The 20,227-nt window shown below is 60.3% G+C and carries 17 protein-coding genes and 1 tRNA gene; 7 read left to right on the forward strand and 11 right to left on the reverse strand.

From position 1 onward, the window contains the following. Positions 1-89 precede the first annotated feature (89 nt). From AC1DK3_RS11410 to AC1DK3_RS11420, 3 genes are all read right to left on the reverse strand, one after another. On the reverse strand, positions 90-1,529 hold the full coding sequence (locus AC1DK3_RS11410) for a glutamate synthase subunit beta (protein WP_477192316.1): 1,440 nt from the start codon (positions 1,527-1,529) through the stop codon (positions 90-92). Positions 1,530-1,571: 42 nt separating this feature from the next. Next, entirely contained in the window at positions 1,572-6,299 is a 4,728-nt protein-coding gene (gene gltB / locus AC1DK3_RS11415; RefSeq protein ID WP_477192317.1) for a glutamate synthase large subunit, read from the reverse strand. 544 nt (positions 6,300-6,843) lie between these two features. Continuing rightward, positions 6,844-7,302, reverse strand: coding sequence for an Hsp20 family protein (locus AC1DK3_RS11420; RefSeq protein ID WP_477192318.1), 459 nt, complete (start codon positions 7,300-7,302; stop codon positions 6,844-6,846). A 247-nt stretch (positions 7,303-7,549) separates the two neighbouring features. Here AC1DK3_RS11420 and AC1DK3_RS11425 point away from each other — a divergent pair, with 247 nt between their 5' ends. Continuing rightward, positions 7,550-8,527, forward strand: coding sequence for an alpha/beta fold hydrolase (locus tag AC1DK3_RS11425; RefSeq protein WP_477192319.1), 978 nt, complete (start codon positions 7,550-7,552; stop codon positions 8,525-8,527). Here the strand turns inward: AC1DK3_RS11425 and hisN are convergent. Continuing rightward, a complete protein-coding gene (hisN, locus tag AC1DK3_RS11430) occupies positions 8,514-9,326 on the reverse strand; it encodes a histidinol-phosphatase (protein WP_477192320.1) in 813 nt (270 codons plus the stop codon). The two genes, AC1DK3_RS11425 and hisN, sit on opposite strands and share 14 nt — an antisense overlap. A gap of 547 nt (positions 9,327-9,873) precedes the next feature. Continuing rightward, complete coding sequence (locus tag AC1DK3_RS11435; protein ID WP_477192321.1) at positions 9,874-10,773, reverse strand: N-formylglutamate amidohydrolase; 900 nt, start codon at positions 10,771-10,773, stop codon at positions 9,874-9,876. A gap of 287 nt (positions 10,774-11,060) precedes the next feature. On the opposite strand from AC1DK3_RS11435, the gene cpdR reads away from it, so the two are divergent. Continuing rightward, positions 11,061-11,447 carry a cell cycle two-component system response regulator CpdR gene (gene cpdR, locus AC1DK3_RS11440; protein ID WP_045837081.1) on the forward strand — a complete coding sequence of 129 codons (387 nt, stop codon included), beginning with the start codon at positions 11,061-11,063 and terminating at the stop codon, positions 11,445-11,447. Positions 11,448-11,534: 87 nt separating this feature from the next. Further along, positions 11,535-11,609: transfer RNA gene (locus AC1DK3_RS11445), tRNA-Val, on the forward strand. A gap of 344 nt (positions 11,610-11,953) precedes the next feature. Here AC1DK3_RS11445 and AC1DK3_RS11450 read toward each other — a convergent pair. From AC1DK3_RS11450 to AC1DK3_RS11475, 6 genes are all read right to left on the reverse strand, one after another. Then, positions 11,954-12,832 (reverse strand): hypothetical protein, encoded by an 879-nt coding sequence (locus tag AC1DK3_RS11450; protein WP_477192322.1) that lies wholly within the window; start codon positions 12,830-12,832, stop codon positions 11,954-11,956. A gap of 238 nt (positions 12,833-13,070) precedes the next feature. Beyond that, a complete protein-coding gene (locus tag AC1DK3_RS11455) occupies positions 13,071-13,940 on the reverse strand; it encodes a hypothetical protein (RefSeq protein WP_477192323.1) in 870 nt (289 codons plus the stop codon). Further along, entirely contained in the window at positions 13,928-14,992 is a 1,065-nt protein-coding gene (locus tag AC1DK3_RS11460) for a hypothetical protein (protein ID WP_477192324.1), read from the reverse strand. The genes AC1DK3_RS11455 and AC1DK3_RS11460 overlap by 13 nt, the downstream gene beginning before the upstream one ends. 279 nt (positions 14,993-15,271) lie before the next feature. Next, a complete protein-coding gene (locus tag AC1DK3_RS11465; RefSeq protein WP_477192325.1) occupies positions 15,272-15,652 on the reverse strand; it encodes a hypothetical protein in 381 nt (126 codons plus the stop codon). Positions 15,653-15,670: 18 nt separating this feature from the next. Beyond that, complete coding sequence (locus tag AC1DK3_RS11470) at positions 15,671-16,591, reverse strand: ImmA/IrrE family metallo-endopeptidase (RefSeq protein WP_477192326.1); 921 nt, start codon at positions 16,589-16,591, stop codon at positions 15,671-15,673. Continuing rightward, positions 16,575-16,985: a helix-turn-helix domain-containing protein gene (locus tag AC1DK3_RS11475; RefSeq protein ID WP_477192327.1), complete on the reverse strand. Its 411-nt coding sequence runs from the start codon at positions 16,983-16,985 to the stop codon at positions 16,575-16,577. The genes AC1DK3_RS11470 and AC1DK3_RS11475 overlap by 17 nt, the downstream gene beginning before the upstream one ends. 150 nt (positions 16,986-17,135) lie before the next feature. On the opposite strand from AC1DK3_RS11475, the gene AC1DK3_RS11480 reads away from it, so the two are divergent. Genes AC1DK3_RS11480 through AC1DK3_RS11495 form a run of 4 tightly spaced genes read left to right on the forward strand, consistent with a single transcriptional unit; the run spans position 17,136 to position 19,649 of the window. Further along, positions 17,136-17,477 (forward strand): multiubiquitin domain-containing protein, encoded by a 342-nt coding sequence (locus AC1DK3_RS11480; protein ID WP_477192328.1) that lies wholly within the window; start codon positions 17,136-17,138, stop codon positions 17,475-17,477. Between the two features lie 2 nt (positions 17,478-17,479). After that, the gene (locus AC1DK3_RS11485; RefSeq protein WP_477192329.1) at positions 17,480-17,893 is read left to right on the forward strand and encodes an E2/UBC family protein; all 414 of its coding nucleotides are present in this window, start codon (positions 17,480-17,482) and stop codon (positions 17,891-17,893) included. Further along, positions 17,878-19,293, forward strand: a complete 1,416-nt coding sequence (locus AC1DK3_RS11490) for a ThiF family adenylyltransferase (protein ID WP_477192330.1) — start codon at positions 17,878-17,880, stop codon at positions 19,291-19,293. Before AC1DK3_RS11485 ends, AC1DK3_RS11490 begins: the two co-directional genes overlap by 16 nt. Beyond that, positions 19,290-19,649 (forward strand): ubiquitination-like system serine protease family protein, encoded by a 360-nt coding sequence (locus tag AC1DK3_RS11495; RefSeq protein WP_477192331.1) that lies wholly within the window; start codon positions 19,290-19,292, stop codon positions 19,647-19,649. The genes AC1DK3_RS11490 and AC1DK3_RS11495 overlap by 4 nt, the downstream gene beginning before the upstream one ends. The last annotated feature ends 578 nt before the right edge of the window (positions 19,650-20,227 follow it).

The following is a 20,227-nucleotide window of genomic DNA, read 5'->3' on the forward strand; positions in this document are numbered from 1 at the left end:
GCGAGGATAGTTCGGGCAACAAAAAACGCGCATCCGGGGTGGATGCGCGTTCTTTTAGTTTCAGTCAGTTCGTTTCGGTTGCTTGGCTCTTAGCGCGGCAGAACGGTCGAGCCCATCAGGAACTTGTCGATGGTGTGGGCCGCCTGACGGCCTTCGCGGATCGCCCACACGACGAGCGACTGACCGCGCCGGATATCGCCAGCGCAGAAGAGCTTCGGTGAGGTCGCGAGTTTGTAATCCTTGTCCGTCGCGTCCAGCCCCTTGAAGCGTCCGCGCGGCACGACGGGGAGTTGGAACTCCTTGACGATGTCGCTTTCGATCGGGCCCGAGAAGCCCATGGCGAAGAGCACGAGATCGGCGTCGAGCGCGCCTTCGGTTCCCTTGATCGGCTGCAGGTTGGCGTTCACGCGCGTATAGTGGAGCTTCTTGACCTTGCCGCCTTCGCCCGAGAAGCCGGTGGTCGAAATCGAGTACTCGGTTTTCGCGCCTTCGGCTTGCGAGGAGGACACGCGCAGCTTCAGCGGCCAGTGCGGCCAGGAGAGCGCCTTGTTCTCTTTCTCAGGCGGCATCGGCATTATCTCGAGCTGCGTAACGCTCTTCGCGCCTTGGCGGAACGAGGTGCCGATGCAGTCGGAGCCGGTGTCGCCGCCACCGATGACGATGACGTGCTTGTCCTTTGCAGAGATCTCATGGGTCTTGGGCTTCTGCGCCTCGCCGGCATTGCGCCGGTTCTGCTGAGGCAGGAAGTCCATTGCGTAGTGAAGGCCGTCGAGATCGCGTCCCGGCGACTTGGCGAAGAAGTCAAACGGCTGCTCGGAGCCGATGGCGATCAACACCGCGTCGTGCTTCGATTCGAGGTACTTTGCCGAGAGATCCTGGCCGACATGAATTCCGCAATGGAACGTCACGCCTTCCGCTTCCATCTGCTTGACGCGGCGGGCGATGATCGTCTTTTCCATCTTGAAGTCGGGAATGCCGTAGACGAGCAGGCCGCCGGGGCGGGCGTTCTTCTCGTAGACATGAACGTCGTGACCGGCGCGCGCGAGCTGCTGGGCTGCCGCGAGGCCTGCGGGGCCCGAGCCGATAATGGCGACTTTCTTGCCGGTCTTCTTTTCGGGCGGCAGCGGACGGATCCAGCCTTCTTCCCAAGCGCGATCCGCGATCGAGTTCTCGATCGTTTTTATCGTCACCGGCTTGTCGTCGATATTCAGCGTGCAGGCCGCTTCGCACGGCGCCGGGCAGATACGGCCCGTTACCTCCGGGAAGTTGTTCGTCGAATGGAGGTTGTCGGCCGCGTTCTTCCAATCGCCGTGATAGACGAGGTCGTTCCAATCGGGGATCTGGTTGTTCACCGGACAGCCCGTGTGGCAATAGGGAATGCCGCAATCCATGCAGCGCGAAGCCTGTTTCTTGACCTCAGGCTCGGCCAGCGGAACGACGAATTCCTTATAGTGCTTCAGACGCTCATCGACCGGTTTGTACTTGCGGTCGGCGCGGTCGATTTCCAGAAAACCAGTCGGCTTGCCCATTTCTTCTTTCGTCTCTCTAATTCGCGATTGGCAGAGCGATAGCTATTGCTTGGCGGCCTCGAGCTCAGCCTCGCGATTGGTTTCGCGGGCCTTGGCCAGCTCAGTCAGTGCGCGACGGTATTCGACCGGCATCACCTTTTTGAACTTCGGCAGGAAGGCCGGGAAGTCTTTCAGGATTTCCTGGGCGCGGCGCGAGTTGGTGTAATGGGCATGACGCGAGATGAGCGTGTGCAGACGTTCGACGTCCTGCTCGCGCATATCGACCATGACGTTACGAACCGCGATCGCGACATCGCCGCCTTGCTGGGCAAGCTTCTGCAGAGAGCCCGCATCAGCCGTCAGCGCTTCGAGCTGTACCATCTCCTTGTTGAGACGGTTTTCGAAGTCGCCCTTCTCGTCGAGCACGTAGGCGATGCCGCCTGACATGCCGGCTGCGAAGTTACGGCCGGTCTCACCCAGAACGACGACAACGCCGCCGGTCATGTATTCGCAGCCGTGATCGCCAGTGCCTTCGACGACAGCGTATGCGCCCGAGTTGCGGACGGCGAAGCGTTCGCCGGCGACACCGCGGAAATAGCATTCGCCGGTGATCGCGCCGTAAAGCACGGTGTTGCCGACGATGATGCTGTCTTCCGGTACGATCCCGGATTTCGGATCAGGGCGGACGATCAACTTGCCGCCCGACAATCCCTTGCCGACATAGTCGTTGCCTTCGCCGACCAGGTCGAGCGTGACGCCATGCGCGACCCACGCGCCGAACGCCTGTCCGGCCGTGCCTTTGAAGGACAACCAGATGGTGTCTTCCGGCAGACCGGCATGGCCGAAGCGCTTCGCGACTTCGCCCGAGAGCATGGCGCCCGTTGAGCGGTTGACGTTCCTGATTTCGAGTTCGCCTTTCACCGGTCTCTTCAGTTCGAGCGCCGGCTTCGCGATATCGATCAGCCGGACGTCCAAAACCTTTTCGAGGCCGTGGTCCTGGCGTTCGCTGTTGAACACCGCGACGCCCTTCGGAGCATGGGGCTTGTGGAAGAGCTTCGTGAAGTCGAGACCGCGCGCCTTCCAGTGCTCGATGGCGCGATCCTTATCGAGCTGGTCGCTCTGACCGATCATCTCGCTGAAGTTGCGGAAGCCGAGCTGCGCCATGATCTCGCGGACTTCTTCGGCGACGAAGAAGAAGAAGTTGATCACGTGCTCGGGCTTGCCGGAGAACTTCGCGCGCAAGACCGGGTCTTGCGTGGCGACGCCGACAGGGCAGGTGTTCAAGTGACACTTGCGCATCATGATGCAGCCGGCTGCGATCAACGGTGCGGTCGCAAAGCCGAACTCGTCAGCGCCCAAGAGCGCGCCGATCACGACGTCACGGCCGGTCCTGATGCCGCCGTCGACCTGAACGGCGATACGGCCGCGCAGACGGTTGGCGACGAGGGTCTGATGCGTTTCCGCAAGGCCGATTTCCCAAGGGCTACCGGCATGCTTGATCGACGTCAGCGGAGATGCGCCGGTGCCACCTTCGAAGCCGGAAATCGTCACATGATCGGCGCGCGCCTTGGCGACGCCTGCCGCGACGGTGCCGACGCCGACCTCGGAGACGAGCTTCACTGAGACGTCAGCCGTGGGGTTGACGTTCTTCAGGTCGTAGATGAGCTGTGCGAGATCTTCGATCGAATAGATGTCGTGGTGCGGCGGCGGCGAGACAAGGGTCACGCCGGGCGTCGAGTGACGGACCTTGGCGATCGTCGCGTCAACCTTGTGTCCGGGTAGCTGGCCGCCTTCGCCGGGCTTCGCGCCCTGGGCCATCTTGATCTGCATCATGTCGGAGTTGACAAGGTATTCCGTCGTCACGCCGAAGCGGCCGGAAGCAACCTGCTTGATCGCGGAGCGCATCGAGTCGCCGTTCGCCATCGGCTTGAAGCGATCGGATTCTTCGCCGCCTTCGCCGGTGTTCGAACGGCCGCCGATGCGGTTCATGGCGATCGCGAGCGTGGTGTGAGCTTCGCGGCTGATCGAGCCGTAGCTCATAGCGCCGGTCGCGAACCGCTTCACGATGCTGGCTGCCGATTCCACCTGTTCGATGGGAATGGATTTGCGGCCCAAGGATTCCGCCGAGCGCAGGCGGAACATGCCGCGGAGCGTCATGAGCTGTTCCGACTGGTCGTTAATCGACTTCGAATATTCGCGGAACTTCTGCGGGACGTGACCGCCCATCGCTTCCTTGTTGTCGGTTGCGCGAACGGCATGCTGAAGATCAGCCACCGTTACCGGCCGCCACATATGGGCTTCGCCGCGGACGCGGTAAGCGTATTCGCCACCGACTTCCAGCGCATTGGCGAGAGTGGGAACGTCGCCGAATGCCATCTTGTGGCGCTCGACCGTTTCGCGGGCGATCTCGCGGAGGCCGACGCCTTCCACCTGCGTATGCGTGCCGGTGAAGTAGCGATCGACGAAGCTCGAACGTAGGCCGACGGCGTCGAAGATCTGCGCGCCGCAGTAGGACTGATAGGTGGAGATTCCCATCTTCGCCATGACCTTCAGCATGGCTTTGCCGATGGCCTTGATGAAGCGCTTCTTGACCATCTCGGGGGTCGTTCCCTCGGGAAGATCCGGCAGCATGGTGTAGAGCGTTTCAAAAGCGAGATAGGGATTGATCGCCTCGGCGCCGTAGCCTGCAAGCGTGCAGAATTGGTTGATCTCATGGGCTTCGCCCGTCTCGACGACGAGACCGACCGAAGTTCGCAAACCTTGCTTGATCAGGTGATGGTGGACGGCCGAGGTTGCGAGCAACGAGGGCAGCGCCACGCGGTCCGGACCGGCGCGCCGATCGGACAAGATGATGATGTTGTATTCCTTGGCGCGAACGTACTCTTCCGCTTCGGCGCAGATGCCGTCGAGAGCGGGGCCCATGCCGCCTTCACCCTTCTCGGCAGGATAGGTGATGTCGATCGTGATCGATTCGAAATCGTTGTCCTTCACGGCGCCGATGCCGCGAATACGCTCGAGGTCTTCGTTCGTCAGGATCGGCTGAGCAACCTCGAGACGCTTCTGCTTCGAGGTGCCCTGAAGATCGAGGAGGTTCGGACGCGGACCGATGAACGAGACGAGGCTCATCACAAGCTCTTCGCGGATCGAGTCGATCGGCGGGTTCGTCACCTGCGCGAAGTTCTGCTTGAAGTAGGTGTGCAGCAGCTTTGACTTCGACGAGAGCGCGGAGATCGGGGTGTCGGTTCCCATCGACCCGGTGGCTTCTTCGCCCTTCTCGGCCATCGGGGTCAGCAGGAACTTGATGCTTTCCTGCGTGTAGCCAAACGACTGCTGCAGATCGAGCAGCGCAACGTTCGACTTCGGCGCGATGATGCCTTTCGACGGGAGGGGCAGGTCAGAGACCTTGATCTGCGTGCGCTTCAACCACGTTTCATAGGGGTGGCTTGCCGCGATCTCGGCCTTCAGCTCCTCATCGGAGATGATGCAACCCTTGTCGAGGTCGATCAGCAGCATCTTGCCGGGCTGCAGTCGCCACTTCTTGACGATGTTTTCCTCGGCGACCGGCAGCACGCCAGACTCCGACGACATGATGACGGTGTCGTCTTTGGTGACGAGATAGCGTGCCGGGCGCAAACCGTTGCGATCGAGCGTTGCGCCGATCTGGCGTCCGTCCGTGAACGCCATCGCGGCGGGGCCGTCCCACGGCTCCATCAAGCAGGCATGATATTCGTAGAACGCGCGGCGCTTGGTATCCATCGTCGGATTGCCGGCCCAGGCTTCCGGGATAAGCATCATCGCGGCGTGCGAAAGGCTGTAGCCGCCCATGACGAGGAATTCGAGGGCGTTGTCGAAGCAAGCCGTGTCGGACTGGCCTTCATAGGAGATCGGCCAGAGCTTCGAGATGCGGTCGCCGAAAAGCGGCGACGATACGGATGCCTGACGTGCGGCCATCCAGTTGACGTTGCCGCGCAGCGTGTTGATTTCGCCGTTATGGGCAACCATCCGGTAGGGATGGGCGAGCTTCCACGACGGGAAGGTGTTGGTCGAGAAACGCTGGTGGACGAGGGCAAGCGCCGACACCAGGCGCGGATCGGAGAGATCCTTGTAATAGGCCTTCACCTGGAACGACAGGAACATGCCCTTGTAGACGACCGTGCGCGTCGACAGGGACACCGTGTAATGGCCGATGTCGCGACCCTTATAGGCGTCGTGAATTGCGTTCGAGACGACCTTGCGAACGATATAGAGGTGACGTTCGAATTCTTCCTGATCGGTCATCGATGCGGGACGGCGGATGAATACCTGCCGCTGCACCGGTTCGACGTCGCGCACCATTACCGAAAGACAGCTGTTGTCGACAGGCACCGTGCGCCAGCCGATCAGCTCGAGACCTTCTTCCTTGAGGCAGCGCAACCAGACGCGCTCGCAGTGGGCGCGCAACCGGTCATCGCGCGGCATGAAGATCTGGCCGACCGCATAGTGACCCGGCGCCGGCAGCTCAAAGCCAGCGGCCTTCGTCTCGGCGGCAAGGAAGTCGTGTGGAATTTGGATCAGAATGCCGGCGCCGTCGCCGGAGAGGGGGTCGGCGCCAACGGCGCCGCGGTGCTCGAGGTTCTCGAGAATTTTGAGCGCGCCTTCGACGATGGCGTGCGACTTCTGTCCCTTGAGGTTCGCAATGAAACCGACGCCGCATGCGTCGCGTTCAAGGGCTGGATCGAAAAGGCCCTGCGCGGCCGGGCGGATGCCATCGCCGATCTCGTCATCCAGCGGGTACAGGTAACCTTCGCTCATCTGTTGCCTCGTATGGCCTGTGTGGCCCAAATTTCAGAACTTCGGTGTGGTAGGACGCCTATTGGAGGCGCGGCTCATTCAATGTTTGTGTCACGCGTAGCGCGGGCGTTTTCGATCACATCGGGCCAGCGCGCTGCGGCGTACGGTATGAAGGCCGTCGCCAAATTCGCGGCTCTCGAAACCGCACATCCTGCTTTCAAACACCTAATGTTCTCCCACGCCACGTCATGCCGTAAGCGATGCCTCGGCCGATCGTGTAACGTCCGCACCGTTCTTCGTGCTCGCCGGATCGGCGCACAAAGGACAGTAATATTGACCTATCTAACAAATTCTACAGATTTGGCACTGCGGCACAAGCGGTAAGAAGCACTGCGCGTCGCAATCGTTTTTGGCAAGGTTCGAGACCTCACACAGCAACAAAATTTCCCCCGAGTGAGGGACCAATGCAAACGGCAGCCGCGCCGGGACGCAGCTGCCGTTCAAGACGTGGCATTAAGTGGTGAAACGGGCCGTCCGCCGGGTGTCAGGCGACTGGCGGCGAACGTCAGGCGGCAGCGTTGGCCTCGAGCTGCTGGACGCCACCCGATGTACCGATCGCGATCGTCCGGGGCTTCTTGCTCTCCGGGACGTTGCGAACCAGGTCGACGTGGAGGAGGCCGTTCTCGAACTTCGCGCCGGTCACATCGACGTGGTCAGCGAGCTGGAAGCGGCGTTCGAATGCACGGGCTGCGATGCCGCGATGCAGATATGTTTTCTCGGCGGCGTCTGGAGCTTTCTCACCGGCAACCGACAGGGTCTGCTCCTTGACCTCTATCTTCAGCTCGTTCTCGGCGAAGCCCGCGACCGCCAGAGTGATCCGGTAGGCGTTCTCTCCGGTGCGTTCAATGTTATATGGCGGGTACGTGGATTCGCTGTCGTAACCGGCAGACTGATCCAATAGCTGGAAGAGCCGATCGAAGCCGATAGCGGAGCGATAAAAGGGAGCGAATTCTGCGTGTCTCATGACATATCCTCTTAAAAAGCGACATGTGAGCCGGCCTTCTGGACCGGCCCTTTTCTTCGTGCGGCCCCGCTTTGCGGCAACCACAGCAAACAGGTAGGAAGCGGAAAAAGGGCTTCAAGAGGGTTTCGCCAGAGTTTCGCGAGAGTTTCCGCCGATATCGTGTGCTACGGCGTTATTCGGAATTACCGTAACCGGGCTCCGGCTCCGGGGTGGCCGACCCCCGGATGCAGCCTAAAAAGAGAGGCACATGAAACTCGTTTCACTCTCAATCAATCCCGTTCCGAGCGGCGCGAAGGTAACAGCCTTCGACGGCTACGACGGGTTGAAACTTCGGTGTGCTCTTTGGGAAGCGACGCGGGGGCCATCGCGGGGAACGGTCTGCATCGTGCAGGGCCGCGGCGAGTTCATTGAAAAGTATTTCGAGGTTATCGCGGACTTGCGCCGGCGCGGGTTCGCGGTCGCGACCTTCGATTTGCGCGGGCAGGGCGGGTCGGAGCGCATGCTCTCGAACCGGCGCAAAGGGCACGTCGTGGCCTTCACCGAGTACGACCGCGATCTCGCAATCTTCATCGATGAGATCGTGAAGCCGTCGTTGCCGCAGCCGTTGATCGGGCTTGGTCATTCGCTCGGCGGCAATGTCCTGTTGCGCGGGGCGCAGGACGAAGCGAGCCCGTTCGCGCGGATGATCCTGCTGTCGCCGATGATCGAGATTCACGAGGGGATGCTCGGCGCCAGCCGGCCCGTTGCGACAGCGTATTCTTCGATCCTGTCGCTCTGCGGGTTCGCGACCACCTACGTCCGCGGCGGCGGGGATGAGCCGAACGACCTCGGCGATTTCGAGGGCAACAGGCTGACGGCCGACCACGTGCGCTGGTCACGCGTCAAATCGATCATCGAAGCTGCTCCTGACCTGGCGCTCGGCGCGCCAACGGTCGGCTGGCTCCGGGCTGCCCTTCGCAGCTGTGCGATGCTTTCGCGGCCGGACTATCCGAAATACGTCTCCGTGCCGATGATGGTGTTCGCTGCTGGTGCCGATCATGTCGTTTCATCACAGGCAATCGAGGATTTCGCCGTGGATCTCAAATCCGGCGGACACATCCTCATGCCGGGCTCGCGACACGAAATTTTGCAAGAGACCGACGCCATACGCCAGCGGTTCTGGGCGGCGTTCGACGCCTACATGGGCATCGAAACGTCGCTGTCGGAAGGGTCTAGATCTTATTGAGCAGCGCCAGGACGTCTTCGTGGAGGCGGGCGTCTCCGGTCGCGATGATGTCTCCGCCGTTTGCGGGGCTGCCGCCGGTCCAGGTCGTGATGACACCGCCAGCACGTTCGATGATCGGAATGAGCGCCACGATATCGTAGGACTTCAGGCCGGTCTCGATGACGATGTCGACGAGGCCAGCGGCGAGCAGGCAGTAGCCATAGCAGTCGCCGCCGTAGCGCGTGAGCCGGGCTTTTTCCTTCAGCGTGTTGAGCGCCGCGGCTTGTTCGGGGGTTTCGAAGAGATCGGGATGCGTTGAGGTCAGCACGGCATCTTCGATGCGCGTGCATTCGCGCGTCTTGAGCCGCACGGGCCGGCCGCCGCGGACGCTATGATAGGCAGCCTTATCGGTCGACCAGAAGCGTTCGCCGGTGAAGGGCTGATCCATGAGGCCGAAGACCGGCACGCCGTCCTTGAGGACGCCGATCAACGTGCCCCAGAGCGGCGACCCGATGATGAACGATCGCGTGCCGTCGATCGGATCGATGATCCATTGGTAGGGGCTCGATCCGGATTTCGTTCCGAACTCTTCGCCGACGATGCCGTGATCAGGAAATCTTGTTGCCAGCGCTTGCGATATGGCTTTTTCCGCGCCGCGGTCAGCCTTGGTTACCGGGTCGAAGGCGCCGCCTATGGCTTTGTTTTCCACAGGCATTGTCTTGCGAAAATGCTTGAGGATAACCGGGCCTGAAATATCGGCCAGTTCGTGGGCCACGCGGACAATGGCCTGAAGTTCCGCTGCGGGTGACGTTCCCGGCACGCGCTCACCCTGCGATTTCAAGTGTTTGCTAGATGCCCCAATTACTATCAGACGTTACTTCGAGATACTGCAATCTTGAGCTAGATACACATTAGTAACGTAAGTTGTGGCGGGCCCGATACACGCGCATCCTAATGTGCTAAGATAATACTCGTGGAGATTGCGGCGAGGGTCGAAGCAGCTCATCGTTACGAGGTGATTGCGTTGACACGCTTCACCGCAATCACTGCCCAATTTGGGCGTTTCCTCCCTAGACTTGGGCCGTTCGGCTTCGGACGGCCTTTCTTTATGGGAATTGCCCTTCGCGCGCCAGTTGCAACTGGGATGCCCGAAAAATGGGCCTTGCGCCGAGGTCCGCGTTTCAAGCTCGTCAGACCTGCGCAATTCGCATTTGCTGATAATGCGCTGCACCTTTAATTTTTGCAGTGCGATATGCGAGCTCGGCTCGCGCTTCGCAGCCCTCCTTGGGCGTTTCCTCCCTAGACTTGGGCCGTTCGTGAAAAACTCGGACGGCCCTTTTTCTTTATAAATTTGGTAAAGCGGTGCGTTATTCGGCTGCGGCGCGATAGTCGAGCAGACCGGGCACCTCGCGAAACAGAGACGTGACGATCTCTTTCAGCGCTTCGGCAAGACGCGCATAGCCAGCCGTTTCCTGGAACGTCAGTTCGTTGATGTAGAGGCCGCGGTTGATTTCAACCTGAATGGCATGCGTGCCGCGCGCCGGCCGGCCGTGATGTTCGGTTATGTAGCCGCCGGCGTATGGCCGGTTCAGCTGCACCTTGAAGCCACGGCGCTGAAACTCGTCTCTGACCAGCAGTGTCAGTCGCGGATCGGCAGCGGCGCCGAACCTGTCGCCTACGACGATATCGGGCCGTTGTGCGCCACCCGGGGCCATCGCCGTCGACGGCATGGAGTGGCAATCGATCAGGACGGCGTAACCGAAGGTCTCGCGGGTCGCCGTGATCAGCCTCGACAACTCGGCGTGGAATGGAAAATAAAGCTGCTCTATTCGTGCGAGCACGCTGTCGAGGCTCAACCGGTCCGGATAAATTTCTTCGCCGTCAGCGACGATGCGCGCGACGGTACCCAGTCCGCCCGCCACGCGAATCGACTGCGTGTTCGCGTGGGCCGGCAAAGGCTCGCCGACAAGTTCCGGGTCGAGCTCGTAGGGCTCGCGGTTCAGATCGAGATAGGCGCGCGGAAAGCGGGCGCTGATGATCGGCGCTCCCAAACTCGCCACGGGCCGGAAAAGCCGGTCGACGAAGCAGTCTTCGGAGCGGCGCAGCGTTTTCGGATCGAGCCGCGAGATCGCAAGAAACTCAGGAGGATAGAGCCTGCCGGAGTGGGGCGAAGAGAACACGAAGGGTGCGGATTGAACGCGTGGCGCCAGTACGTCGAAAGACGGGAAAAATGCTCTCGGTACGTCGTGAGATCTATCGTCGGCCATAATCAGTTGTGTCTCGTTCAGATCCCGGCCGCAATTCGGTGTTTCGTTGCGGAATACATTGCCAATGCAGCACGCGTAAGTCCATGGAAGACTTAGGCGCGCGTCGATTGCACATAACTTGCGGAGCGAAGTTTGCCGGCGTCATGCCGCCCGAGTGATGCAGTACTGCCGCGCTGCGTTCGGCATTTCCACAGCTTCATGCTCCGTTTACCAAAGTCGGGCCAAGTTTGCATTAGATGAGATATCGGGTACTTCTCATCTGGGACCTTCCGCACATCAGAGTAGTCATGACAGCCAAGCCCTCCAGCCTGCCGATCCGCCGCATCCTGCTCGCCGAGGATGACGACTCCATGCGCGGTTTCCTCGTCAAGGCGCTCGAAAAAGCGAACTATGACGTCGTCGCCTTCGAGAATGGCGAGGACGCGTACGACCGCCTCAAGACCGAGCCCTTCACGCTTCTGCTCACCGACATCGTCATGCCGAAGATGGACGGCATCGAACTCGCCCGCCGCGCCAGCGAGATCGATCCCGACCTCAAGATCATGTTCATCACGGGTTTTGCGGCCGTCGTTCTCAACAGCGAAAACCAGCCGCCCAAGGACGCCCGCGTTCTCTCGAAGCCCTTCCATCTGAAGGATTTGGTACGCGAGGTTGACCGTCTTCTGGCGGTCTGAGGCGGGCTTATTTTCACCTGCGGCCGATTTGCCGTATTCCAGGGCTTGACCGGGGTATCGCTAACACTCTAGAAGCTCGCTTCTTCCGGGCACTTAGCTCAGCGGTAGAGCACTACCTTGACATGGTAGGGGTCACAGGTTCGATCCCTGTAGTGCCCACCAGACTTAAACCCCCGTAATTCCATGTCATTATTGAGAACGTCGCACTCTGAGATGGCGCGGCAATAGAGGGTCAAAAACCTCCTGTGAGGTTGATCCGTATCCTGATCTTTCCCAATTAGATCGATAGATCAATTGATAAGCTCCAATTCACGGGCTGGTTGCTGTCGCTTCGAGCATAGTGCGGGTGGACTTCCCACTGCCAGTTGCCGGGTTCCAGTCGGCTTCTTTGATTCCGAATGCCCTTCAATGTCAGGAGTTGGACCGCCCGCTGGTCGCCAGTTCTCGGCGCGGATGAGGCGATGCAAGCGTTCGCGGCGTGGCCGCTGCGCCGGTCGTACCGTAACTCAGCGCCGGGGCTCGGTAGCAATCATAAGCTTCCAGAGCGTTCCCGTTGCCCCGATGACATGCTCGCGGCAAGCTGAATAATCGTGCTGGCTCAGTTCGTCCGTGTGTGCGGCAGGGTTGCGGAATTTGGCCGTAAGAAGGGAGAGCGCCGCATGCAACCCGTCGGGCTGAAGGAGCCACTGCGAAGCCGGCCAGGTTGCCAGCAGCTTGAGGAAGGCGCGCACAAGGACTGAATTCTCGCGCCGCTCCTTGCTGTGGGCGGCGGTTTGAAGGAAATGGGCAAATGCGCCCAGCTCTGGTGGCTTGCGCGACGTGTCAGCACAGAACGTCGCGACCTTTCCCAAATCCTTATCTTGCCGGTCGGTGTCCAGATTTTCGCGCGAGGTAAGCCCGGCAAGAGGCTTGATGATGCGCAAGATAAGTTCCGCCTCGACGGCCTTGCACAGACCGATGATAGCGGGCGACCACTCGAGTTGCGGATCGGCCTCAAGCCTGCTGGCTACGTACTCCGCTGTGGCGATGAACCGCAAAGCCTCAGATGAAAGCCGAGCTGCGCGCTCTTCCGAGACTTGGAATAGCTTTTGCGCCTGTCGCACATCATCGCCCGTGACCATGTCTGCAAGGGCGGCAGCCAGGGCCTCAGCGCGTTCGTCATCCGCGGCGGTGCCGGCCTTGATCTCGTAGATCGAAAGCAGCCTGCCATAGCAGCCGTTACAGAGCCGCCGCGACCAATTCTGGCTGTAAACCGTGATGAGCTTAGACTTCTTCGCCTGCCCGCAGCGGAAGCAATCGAATGCGGTGCTCTCCGCAAGCCGGTGCTGCTGCAGCGGCCCTCGCGGCGGATAAGTCTTGGTGACCGTGGACGGTGTCGGCTGCAACTGCTTTCCCTACCTTCAAAGCATATCACGAGCAGCCGTCGCGCTAAAGCAATGGCGGCATCATCCTTCGCCACCGTGGCGGACAGGCATGCCGGCGGCCACGAGAAGGCACGCCAGAGCGCCGCGAAGCCTTGGCGACGTTCGCCTGCTCCGCGTGATCGTGCAGCGGCAGGCCAGCAGTTCAAAGCTGGGCTTCTAGCCTTGGGTCTGAGTGTGTGCGCGTATTTCGCCTCGCGCCTCAAGCGAGCCCGAGCTCTTTCAACCATGCTTGAATCTGCCCGAAGGCATCGGCCTGCCACTGGTCGGCGGTGCGGTCGCCGAGGATGCCGGTGTCGGCGACGAACTTGCGCACCGAGCTCGGCCCGAATTCATCCTGGCTCTTGAACTTTCCGGCGATGTAGCCGTAGCCCTCCTTGGCGTTGGCTCGTTCGAGCAAAGGTGTGCAATCCGTCGCGAGCCTCTTGAAACCGCCCGGATAGTTGCGGACGCAGTAGTAGATATCGTAGGCGTCCTTCTCCTTCTTTCGCTTTTCGATGGCAAACCCCTTCATGACGAGGAGCGCCGGAATCGAGGCGACCGCGATCTCGACGGTGTTCTTGCCGCCGCCGGGCATAAGGCCGTTGATCTTGATGAGTTCGAAGAACTCGAGCGCAAGATCTGCGCCGTCGGCTTTTTGGACCGCGAAGCCCTCAATGAGCGGAGGGTCATTCTTCTTGTTCGTGGCGTGGCGCGGCATCAGGAAGTCGACGATCACGTCGATGGGCTTGCCGCCGTCGCCGGGATTGACCTGCCTCGCGAGCTGGAAGTTCTTGAGGCCCTCTCTCTTCTTGTACTCGTGTTTTTGCAGCTCTTTGACGAGATCGGCGTACTCGTCATCGCCTGCTAGCGCCTCGTTATCCAGGCTGAGGTCGATGTCGATCGTGCCGACATGTTTCATCTCCTCGTTATCGAGAAGAAGCCACGGAACCGCGCCGCCGATGACGGCGTACTTGCCCTTGTAGCTACCCAGGATTTGTCCGATCTCAAGGAGCACGGATTTGACGGCGGCGTTCGTCCGGTCGTCGTAATCGTCTGCGGACCTGGGCTCTTTTTGTGTTATTGGCACCATTGGAATCTTTCCTTGCGCAGATGCTCCGCGGCTTCCTTTCCGCGTTCGCCTGAAATCCAAAGATCAAGATAGGTTTGCACCGCGCTGGTGCAGCGAACGCCCGGCGCAGGCTCCAGCGCATCGCGAAAGAGCCCGTCGTCATCAAGCGCCATGATGATGACGTTCTCCCCCTTGGCGATCGGGGAGAGCTGAAGGGCTCCTCGCAGCGCGTCCATGCCGTGGCGATCGGCGTAGAAGAATTCCGTTGTCGTCCGCGCGTACGGCGCAAGCCACTGCGCCGCCGAGAACGACCCCAGCAAAACGCGTCCGAACCTGTTCGCTCCAAACAGAGAGCTTCGAAGAGTCTCCTGCAATGCCTTGCCGTGCAGCGCCGTGTAAAACCCGTGGCGCTTGCCAGGACGGCGATAGGCTTCGCGCCAGATATCGAGCAACGCTCCGGGATCGCTGACCCAAAGCCCTTCGGAATCCGCCTGCGCCCATTCGCGCTCGAGAATCGCCGTGCGCACGTTGCTCACGTGACCGAGACTCACCCCTGCCTCATGCGCAAGATCCGTGACCTTCCACCTGCGCGATGGATCGCGCATCAAAACGCGAAGCACCTGCGCGGACTTGGGCGCGAACACCGAGCGCAGATCGCGGCGCTCGGCAGGTGGTTTGCCAGCGACGAGCCGCTCGATGAACACACCGTCGAACACAAGGCGGCAATTGCCCTCAAAGTCTGCAAAGCCGATGCCGTGCTCCTTGCAGATCTCCCGCGAAGCCTCCGATAGAAACGGCGCCAGCAGCACGCCGTAGGCATCGCCTCCGGCGTGCTCGCGATAGTACCGAATCTGCACAGCCGCATCCCGCACGGTTCGAGGATGGCCCTGCTTTTTCACCTCGCAGACGAGCCTGTAGGCGCGCCCGTGCGCGCTGACATCGAGCTCGAAATCAGGCTGTGCGCTCGCCTGCCCGAGAAGCGGCTCCTGCCGGACCTCTACCACCTGCAAGAACGGCACGTCACGCAGTACCGCCGTAAGATGCTCAACAGCGTCCAGCTCCAATTTTTTCATCCAATGCGCCGATTTCATCATACGTTGAAAATAGTCTCTTCACTGAAAACAGTCAAGAATTTCACTGAAAATATCGATTTCAGCGTTTGTTGATATTGGCGATACTGGTGAAATTTAGTCCGAATCTCCAAAAATATAATATATTTCAATTGACTAATGGGCTCGCGGGCGCGTGGAGTGCCCACAATTCGCGGGTCGCGCTTAGAGGTGCTTAGGAAAACCCGATCGTATTAGCGTTCGGCCCGGCAGATTGAAGCCGGCGTTCCTGACTTTGTCGGGTTATTCGGTCAGGACGGCCGGGCCGTCCGAGACGACCGTCCACTCAACAATACGGTCTGGGGGAATAGTGAAGCCCAGGCTTCGAAGTTTTTCCGCGTCCTTTTCCGGGATGCGTCCCTTGGTGTCGTGACTGGCGGACCCATCCACATTGACGACGACGATTTCGTTGCCCTTGCGGCCATATACATGGGCGTGACGCATTCCGGCACCATGGGTCGGATTGTCGACGCGAAGACTCCTGTCGAAGGTGCCCTTGTACTCCTTGCCCTCGCGAAGAATTGTGAGGTTGAGGCCATCCTCGGTGACGAACACCTCATCTAGTTCAGGGAGGTCATCGAACCCTGAGCTGCGTCTGATGAATTCCTCGAAGCGCATAATCATGGCTTGGACTCGCTACGCTCAGGCTGCAGGCAAGATGATCGTCGTGGCCGTCAGCTCCTTCACCGGATACAGAAGGATGAAGACGTTTATTGTCGTATCGAACGCCTCGGCGACGCACTCGTGCGTGACGCCGTTACGATCGCGTATCGCCAGTGTGGTAGGCCGCGTCATCTTTCTGCCAATTGGCAAGATAGGGCCGAGCACATGGTCAAGCGTGACGAACTGGTCGCGCGGCGTGCCGAACATTGCCTTGAATTTCGGCGAAGCCTCTATGCGGCGCACTTCGGCGCGGCCGCCGTCGCCCTCGACGAACTCTATCTGCTCCAGCGCGTAGATGACGCACGCGCGCGAGTTGCTGCGGGCAAACTCCCGGCACGAGGCATAGACGGACGCGCCGAACTTCTTCGAGAGGCGAACCGGCGTCTTGATCCCGAAATCGCAATCGGCGGCGTAGCGTGCAAACGTATCTCCTTGGAAGAGCACGAAGCGGGCGAAGTTGTTCGCCTCGCGTTCGAACTGGTCAGCGATCTCGGGTGACAGCGTCGTCTCGCAATCCTGAAAGAATAGGAACGCCTTGCGATGCGTGGGCAGTTCGTGATGGCCGGTCTCATGGAGCTTCAGGAAGGTTTTCTTCGACGGATAAGCGTTGTCGTCGATGTGGATGACGCTGTCCGCGCCGTCATAGATGCCGAGGATCTTCGACATTGCCGACTTGAGCGACCTGGCGACGTCGGCGCCCTTGTTCCTGAGAAAGGTCAGTATGGCGTGCGGATCGAAGGCGCTCGTCGGCGCGACCTTTAGTTTTGCCGCTGCCAGCAGGTCTTCTACCGGCGTCGGAAAGCACTCCCACGCGCTCGCTCTGTCGAGGAGCTGGCGTGCGCGCCCCTCTACGAACATAAGGTCTTCGGGATTGAGACTGCTGTCATCCGCCTTGGTCACCGGGCTTCTTCCTACTGCGGAGGAAGAGCAAGTACTCGGCCAGCTTTGCTTCCTCTTCTTGGGTTAAATTCAGTTCTGAGAATGTTGCAATACGGCCGTGGCGCTCATCCGCCGTACGGCCGGTGGAAGTAACAAAGTATCCGGCCATTTCCATCAGGGCCTCGTAGCTGATGCCATAGAGCTCGGCGAGGACATGCAGAATGTTCGGCGACGGCTTCTGAATCTTGTCGTTTTCGATCTGGCTTAAGTACGCGTTCGATACCGCCTTGCTGGTCGCGGCCTCCACTTGGCGCTGCGTGAGACCCCGGTCGACACGAATCGATTCGAGGTATTTTCCGAGTGTGATCTTCTCTGCCGCTGCCACAGAACTCCTCTTCTCTTGGAGGGTGAGCATGGAAGTCTCCTCCTAAGTCATTGGTTCGTCTCCGATTCTAGCTGCGTCGCGCTAGGTCCGTCAAGCGTGCTAAGTACGTGCTTGACGTATCAAGCAAGCATGCTACATACTAACAATATGGTGATGCAGCAATTTTCCGTGGAGGTAAGGATGGAAAATCTCAAGAAGGAAGGGGAAGACGACCCCGGAATTGAAGCGGTGGTTGATGACATCATCGACCTCGAAGAGTACGCGAAGGCCGGCAAGAGGCCTCCCCTGTCCAAGGGCTACCGGATCAAGGTGAACGGCGATCCTTTTGTTCTTCGCGATCCCAAGCCGACGGGCCGGGCGATCCTGACGGTGGCGGGACTTTTGCCGGCGGAGAACTACAAGCTCCGGGTGAAGGCGGCGGGCGCAGGCCTGCGCAAGGTCGGGCTCGACGAGCACGTCGATCTCCGCCAGCCCGGCGTCGAGAAATTCAAGGCACTCCCTCGCGATCAGACGGAGGGCTAGCCATGGAACTCCGTCGCCAGTTTGAACTGCTGCCGCTGGATAAAAAGTTCCTCGACGACTACGGCCTCTCCTGGGAGACCGTGGTGGACGGGTCCCAGTGGGTGCTGATCCATAAGTTTCCGACACCCGCCGGTTACGACCACTCGCACGTAACCGCCGCGATCCGTTTGGAAACGGGCTACCCTGACACGCAGCTCGATATGGTCTACTTCCATCCGGGCTTGGCGCGCAAAGATGGACAGCAGATCAAGGCGACGGAAGCGACGCAGGTGCTGGATGGCAAAACGTTCCAGCGCTGGTCGCGTCACCGGACTCCGCAGAACCCGTGGAAGCCGGGACGGGACGATCTCGGCACGCATATCTTTCTGATCGAGGACTGGCTTGAGCGGGAGTTCGAGAAATGCCCGCCCCGGTAACGCTGGCATTCTCGGGCGACCAGCACGCCCACCTGAAGAGCTTCCTTTTTCCGGGCGACGGCAACGAAGCTGTCGCCCTGCTCCTTTGCGGCAGGCGTGACGGCGACCGCAGGCAGCGGCTTGCCGTTCGCGAAATCCACGACATCCCTTATGCCCATTGCCCGGTCCGCACGCCGACGCAGGTCACATGGCAACCCGACTACATCGACGGTATCCTTGAGCGCGCCGCCGCCGAGAAGCTCTCGGTTATAAAGATCCACTGCCACCCGGGCGGCTATGCCGCCTTCTCCGGGATCGACGACGAAGGCGACGCCCGCTTGCTGCCGATGATCCGCGGCTGGGTGGAGGCGGATATTTCGCACGGCAGCGCCGTGATGTTGCCGGACGGGCAGATATTTGGACGCATTCTCGCACCCGACGGCACCTTCGTGCCTATCGACTGCGTAAGTGTCGCGGGCGACGATCTTCATTTCTGGTACGCGGACGCCGGTGGCGTCGCGTTGCCGAGCTTCGTCGCCTCGCATGCGCAGGCGTTCGACGAAGGAACGATCAAGCGCCTTCAGCGCCTGTCCATCGCTGTCATCGGCGCATCCGGCACGGGGAGCCCGACCGTCGAGCAACTGGTGCGGCTCGGCGCCGGCGAGCTCGTGAGCGTGGACGACGACGAGATGGAGGACAGGAACGTCAACCGCATCCTCAACTCGACCATGCGGGACGCAGAGGACAAGCGTCTCAAGGTCGATGTGCTCGGAGATGCCATCGAGCGCATGGGGCTCGGCACCAAGGTCATCAGGATCAAGAAGAACCTGTGGGACCCGGATGTTGTCCGGCAGGTCGCGCAGTGCGATATCGTATTCGGGTGCATGGACACGGTCGACGGCCGATACCTGCTGAACAGGCTCGCGACCTATTACAATATTCCCTACTTCGATATCGGGGTGCGGCTCGACGCCGTGCGCGACGGCGCAAGCAAGGGCACAATTCGCGAGGTCTGCGGCACGGTGCACTATATCCGTCCCGGCAGGTCGAGCCTTATGAGCCGCGAGCTCTTCACGATGAAGCAGGTCGCCACTGCCGGCCTTCGCCGCAACGATCCGGGCGCTCACGGTCAGCAGGTCAAGGACGGTTATATTGCAGGCGTAGCGGGCAATCGTCCGGCGGTCATCAGCGTCAACATGTTTGCGGCGTCGCTTGCGGTCAACGAGCTGCTGGCGCGCATCCATCCCTATCGCGAAGAACCGAACGCTGCATACGCGAGTGTAGAGTTCAGCCTTGCGAGCGTGGAATTCATCCTCGAGCCCGAATGCGGAATTTGCGAGATCTTGGCTGGCAAGGTGGGGATCGGCGATACGCAGCCGTTTCTCCATATTATGGAACTCGCGGAAAGGCAGACGCCATGATCAAGTTTCTAATCGGGCTGTACCGCCGCGCGGCGCAATGGCTTCACGACTGGCGCTTTCCGCCGTACGGTACCGTCGTCGTGAAGGAGTATCTGCCAAAGCAGCTCAAGCCGCGCACCCTCTACGTCGTCGAGGAAGACGGCATCGAGGAGCAAGCCGCGATGCTTTGCCCTTGCGGCTGCGGAAAAACGCTTCAGATGAATCTCTTGACCGACGACAGGCCTTGCTGGCGCGTGACGAAGCACGCTGACGGCAAGGCATCCCTGCACCCTTCCGTTTGGCGGCAGAAGGATTGCCAGTCGCATTTCTGGTTCAGGCGAGGCCGGATCGAATGGGCGAAGGCGAGCCAAGATTGATGCTGGGAGCACCGCGCCGCAACCTTTCCATTCGGAGTTCATGCACTGCTTTCAGGCTCGTTGCGAACTTATCACGCCAGGGGTCAGTTGAGGTTATCCAGGGTCTGAGCGAAACCGCGGCGGCCTGAGGTGCCGAGCGATTTTTTCTCGTATTTGCAGCCAATGGTTGTGTGTCGATGAAATTCGGCCTCGCCAAAAACCTCCCGGGAGGCTTATGAACGCCGCTTCGCGACGAAAGACGGGGCAATGCCAGATTTTCGCGCGCGAAAAACACCTTAAAATCAACGTTCGAGAGGCCCACCCCTCCCTTGACATGGTAGGGGTCACAGGTTCGATCCCTGTAGTGCCCACCATCGAAACCTCAGGGTTCGATGGTTTTTCCGGAACAGATTCATTTCAGGCGATGGGGTGCGGTCTCGGCCGTTTTGCCGCTCATCGTGTTTGACGGGCGCTGTTCCCGGCAGAGTTTGCGCTAGTCGCGAAATTTCGACCATTCGTTTCGCTCCGAGATCGGCACGCGCTCGACGTGCTACCAACTCGTGGGGCTGGAGCGAACATCCCGAACTCAATCACGAACT

It is taken from the genome of Hyphomicrobium sp. 01T421, from assembly GCF_056398805.1.

Excerpts from the sequence above, each read along its gene's own strand:
- AC1DK3_RS11410 (WP_477192316.1), bottom strand. The coding sequence starts at position 1,529 with ATGGGCAAGCCGACTGGTTTTCTGGAAATCGACCGCGCCGACCGCAAG.
- gltB (WP_477192317.1), bottom strand. The coding sequence starts at position 6,299 with ATGAGCGAAGGTTACCTGTACCCGCTGGATGACGAGATCGGCGATGGC.
- AC1DK3_RS11420 (WP_477192318.1), bottom strand. The coding sequence starts at position 7,302 with ATGAGACACGCAGAATTCGCTCCCTTTTATCGCTCCGCTATCGGCTTC.
- AC1DK3_RS11425 (WP_477192319.1), top strand. The coding sequence starts at position 7,550 with ATGAAACTCGTTTCACTCTCAATCAATCCCGTTCCGAGCGGCGCGAAG.
- AC1DK3_RS11435 (WP_477192321.1), bottom strand. The coding sequence starts at position 10,773 with ATGGCCGACGATAGATCTCACGACGTACCGAGAGCATTTTTCCCGTCT.
- cpdR (WP_045837081.1), top strand. The coding sequence starts at position 11,061 with ATGACAGCCAAGCCCTCCAGCCTGCCGATCCGCCGCATCCTGCTCGCC.
- AC1DK3_RS11455 (WP_477192323.1), bottom strand. The coding sequence starts at position 13,940 with ATGGTGCCAATAACACAAAAAGAGCCCAGGTCCGCAGACGATTACGAC.
- AC1DK3_RS11460 (WP_477192324.1), bottom strand. The coding sequence starts at position 14,992 with ATGAAAAAATTGGAGCTGGACGCTGTTGAGCATCTTACGGCGGTACTG.
- AC1DK3_RS11465 (WP_477192325.1), bottom strand. The coding sequence starts at position 15,652 with ATGATTATGCGCTTCGAGGAATTCATCAGACGCAGCTCAGGGTTCGAT.
- AC1DK3_RS11475 (WP_477192327.1), bottom strand. The coding sequence starts at position 16,985 with ATGCTCACCCTCCAAGAGAAGAGGAGTTCTGTGGCAGCGGCAGAGAAG.
- AC1DK3_RS11480 (WP_477192328.1), top strand. The coding sequence starts at position 17,136 with ATGGAAAATCTCAAGAAGGAAGGGGAAGACGACCCCGGAATTGAAGCG.
- AC1DK3_RS11485 (WP_477192329.1), top strand. The coding sequence starts at position 17,480 with ATGGAACTCCGTCGCCAGTTTGAACTGCTGCCGCTGGATAAAAAGTTC.
- AC1DK3_RS11490 (WP_477192330.1), top strand. The coding sequence starts at position 17,878 with ATGCCCGCCCCGGTAACGCTGGCATTCTCGGGCGACCAGCACGCCCAC.
- AC1DK3_RS11495 (WP_477192331.1), top strand. The coding sequence starts at position 19,290 with ATGATCAAGTTTCTAATCGGGCTGTACCGCCGCGCGGCGCAATGGCTT.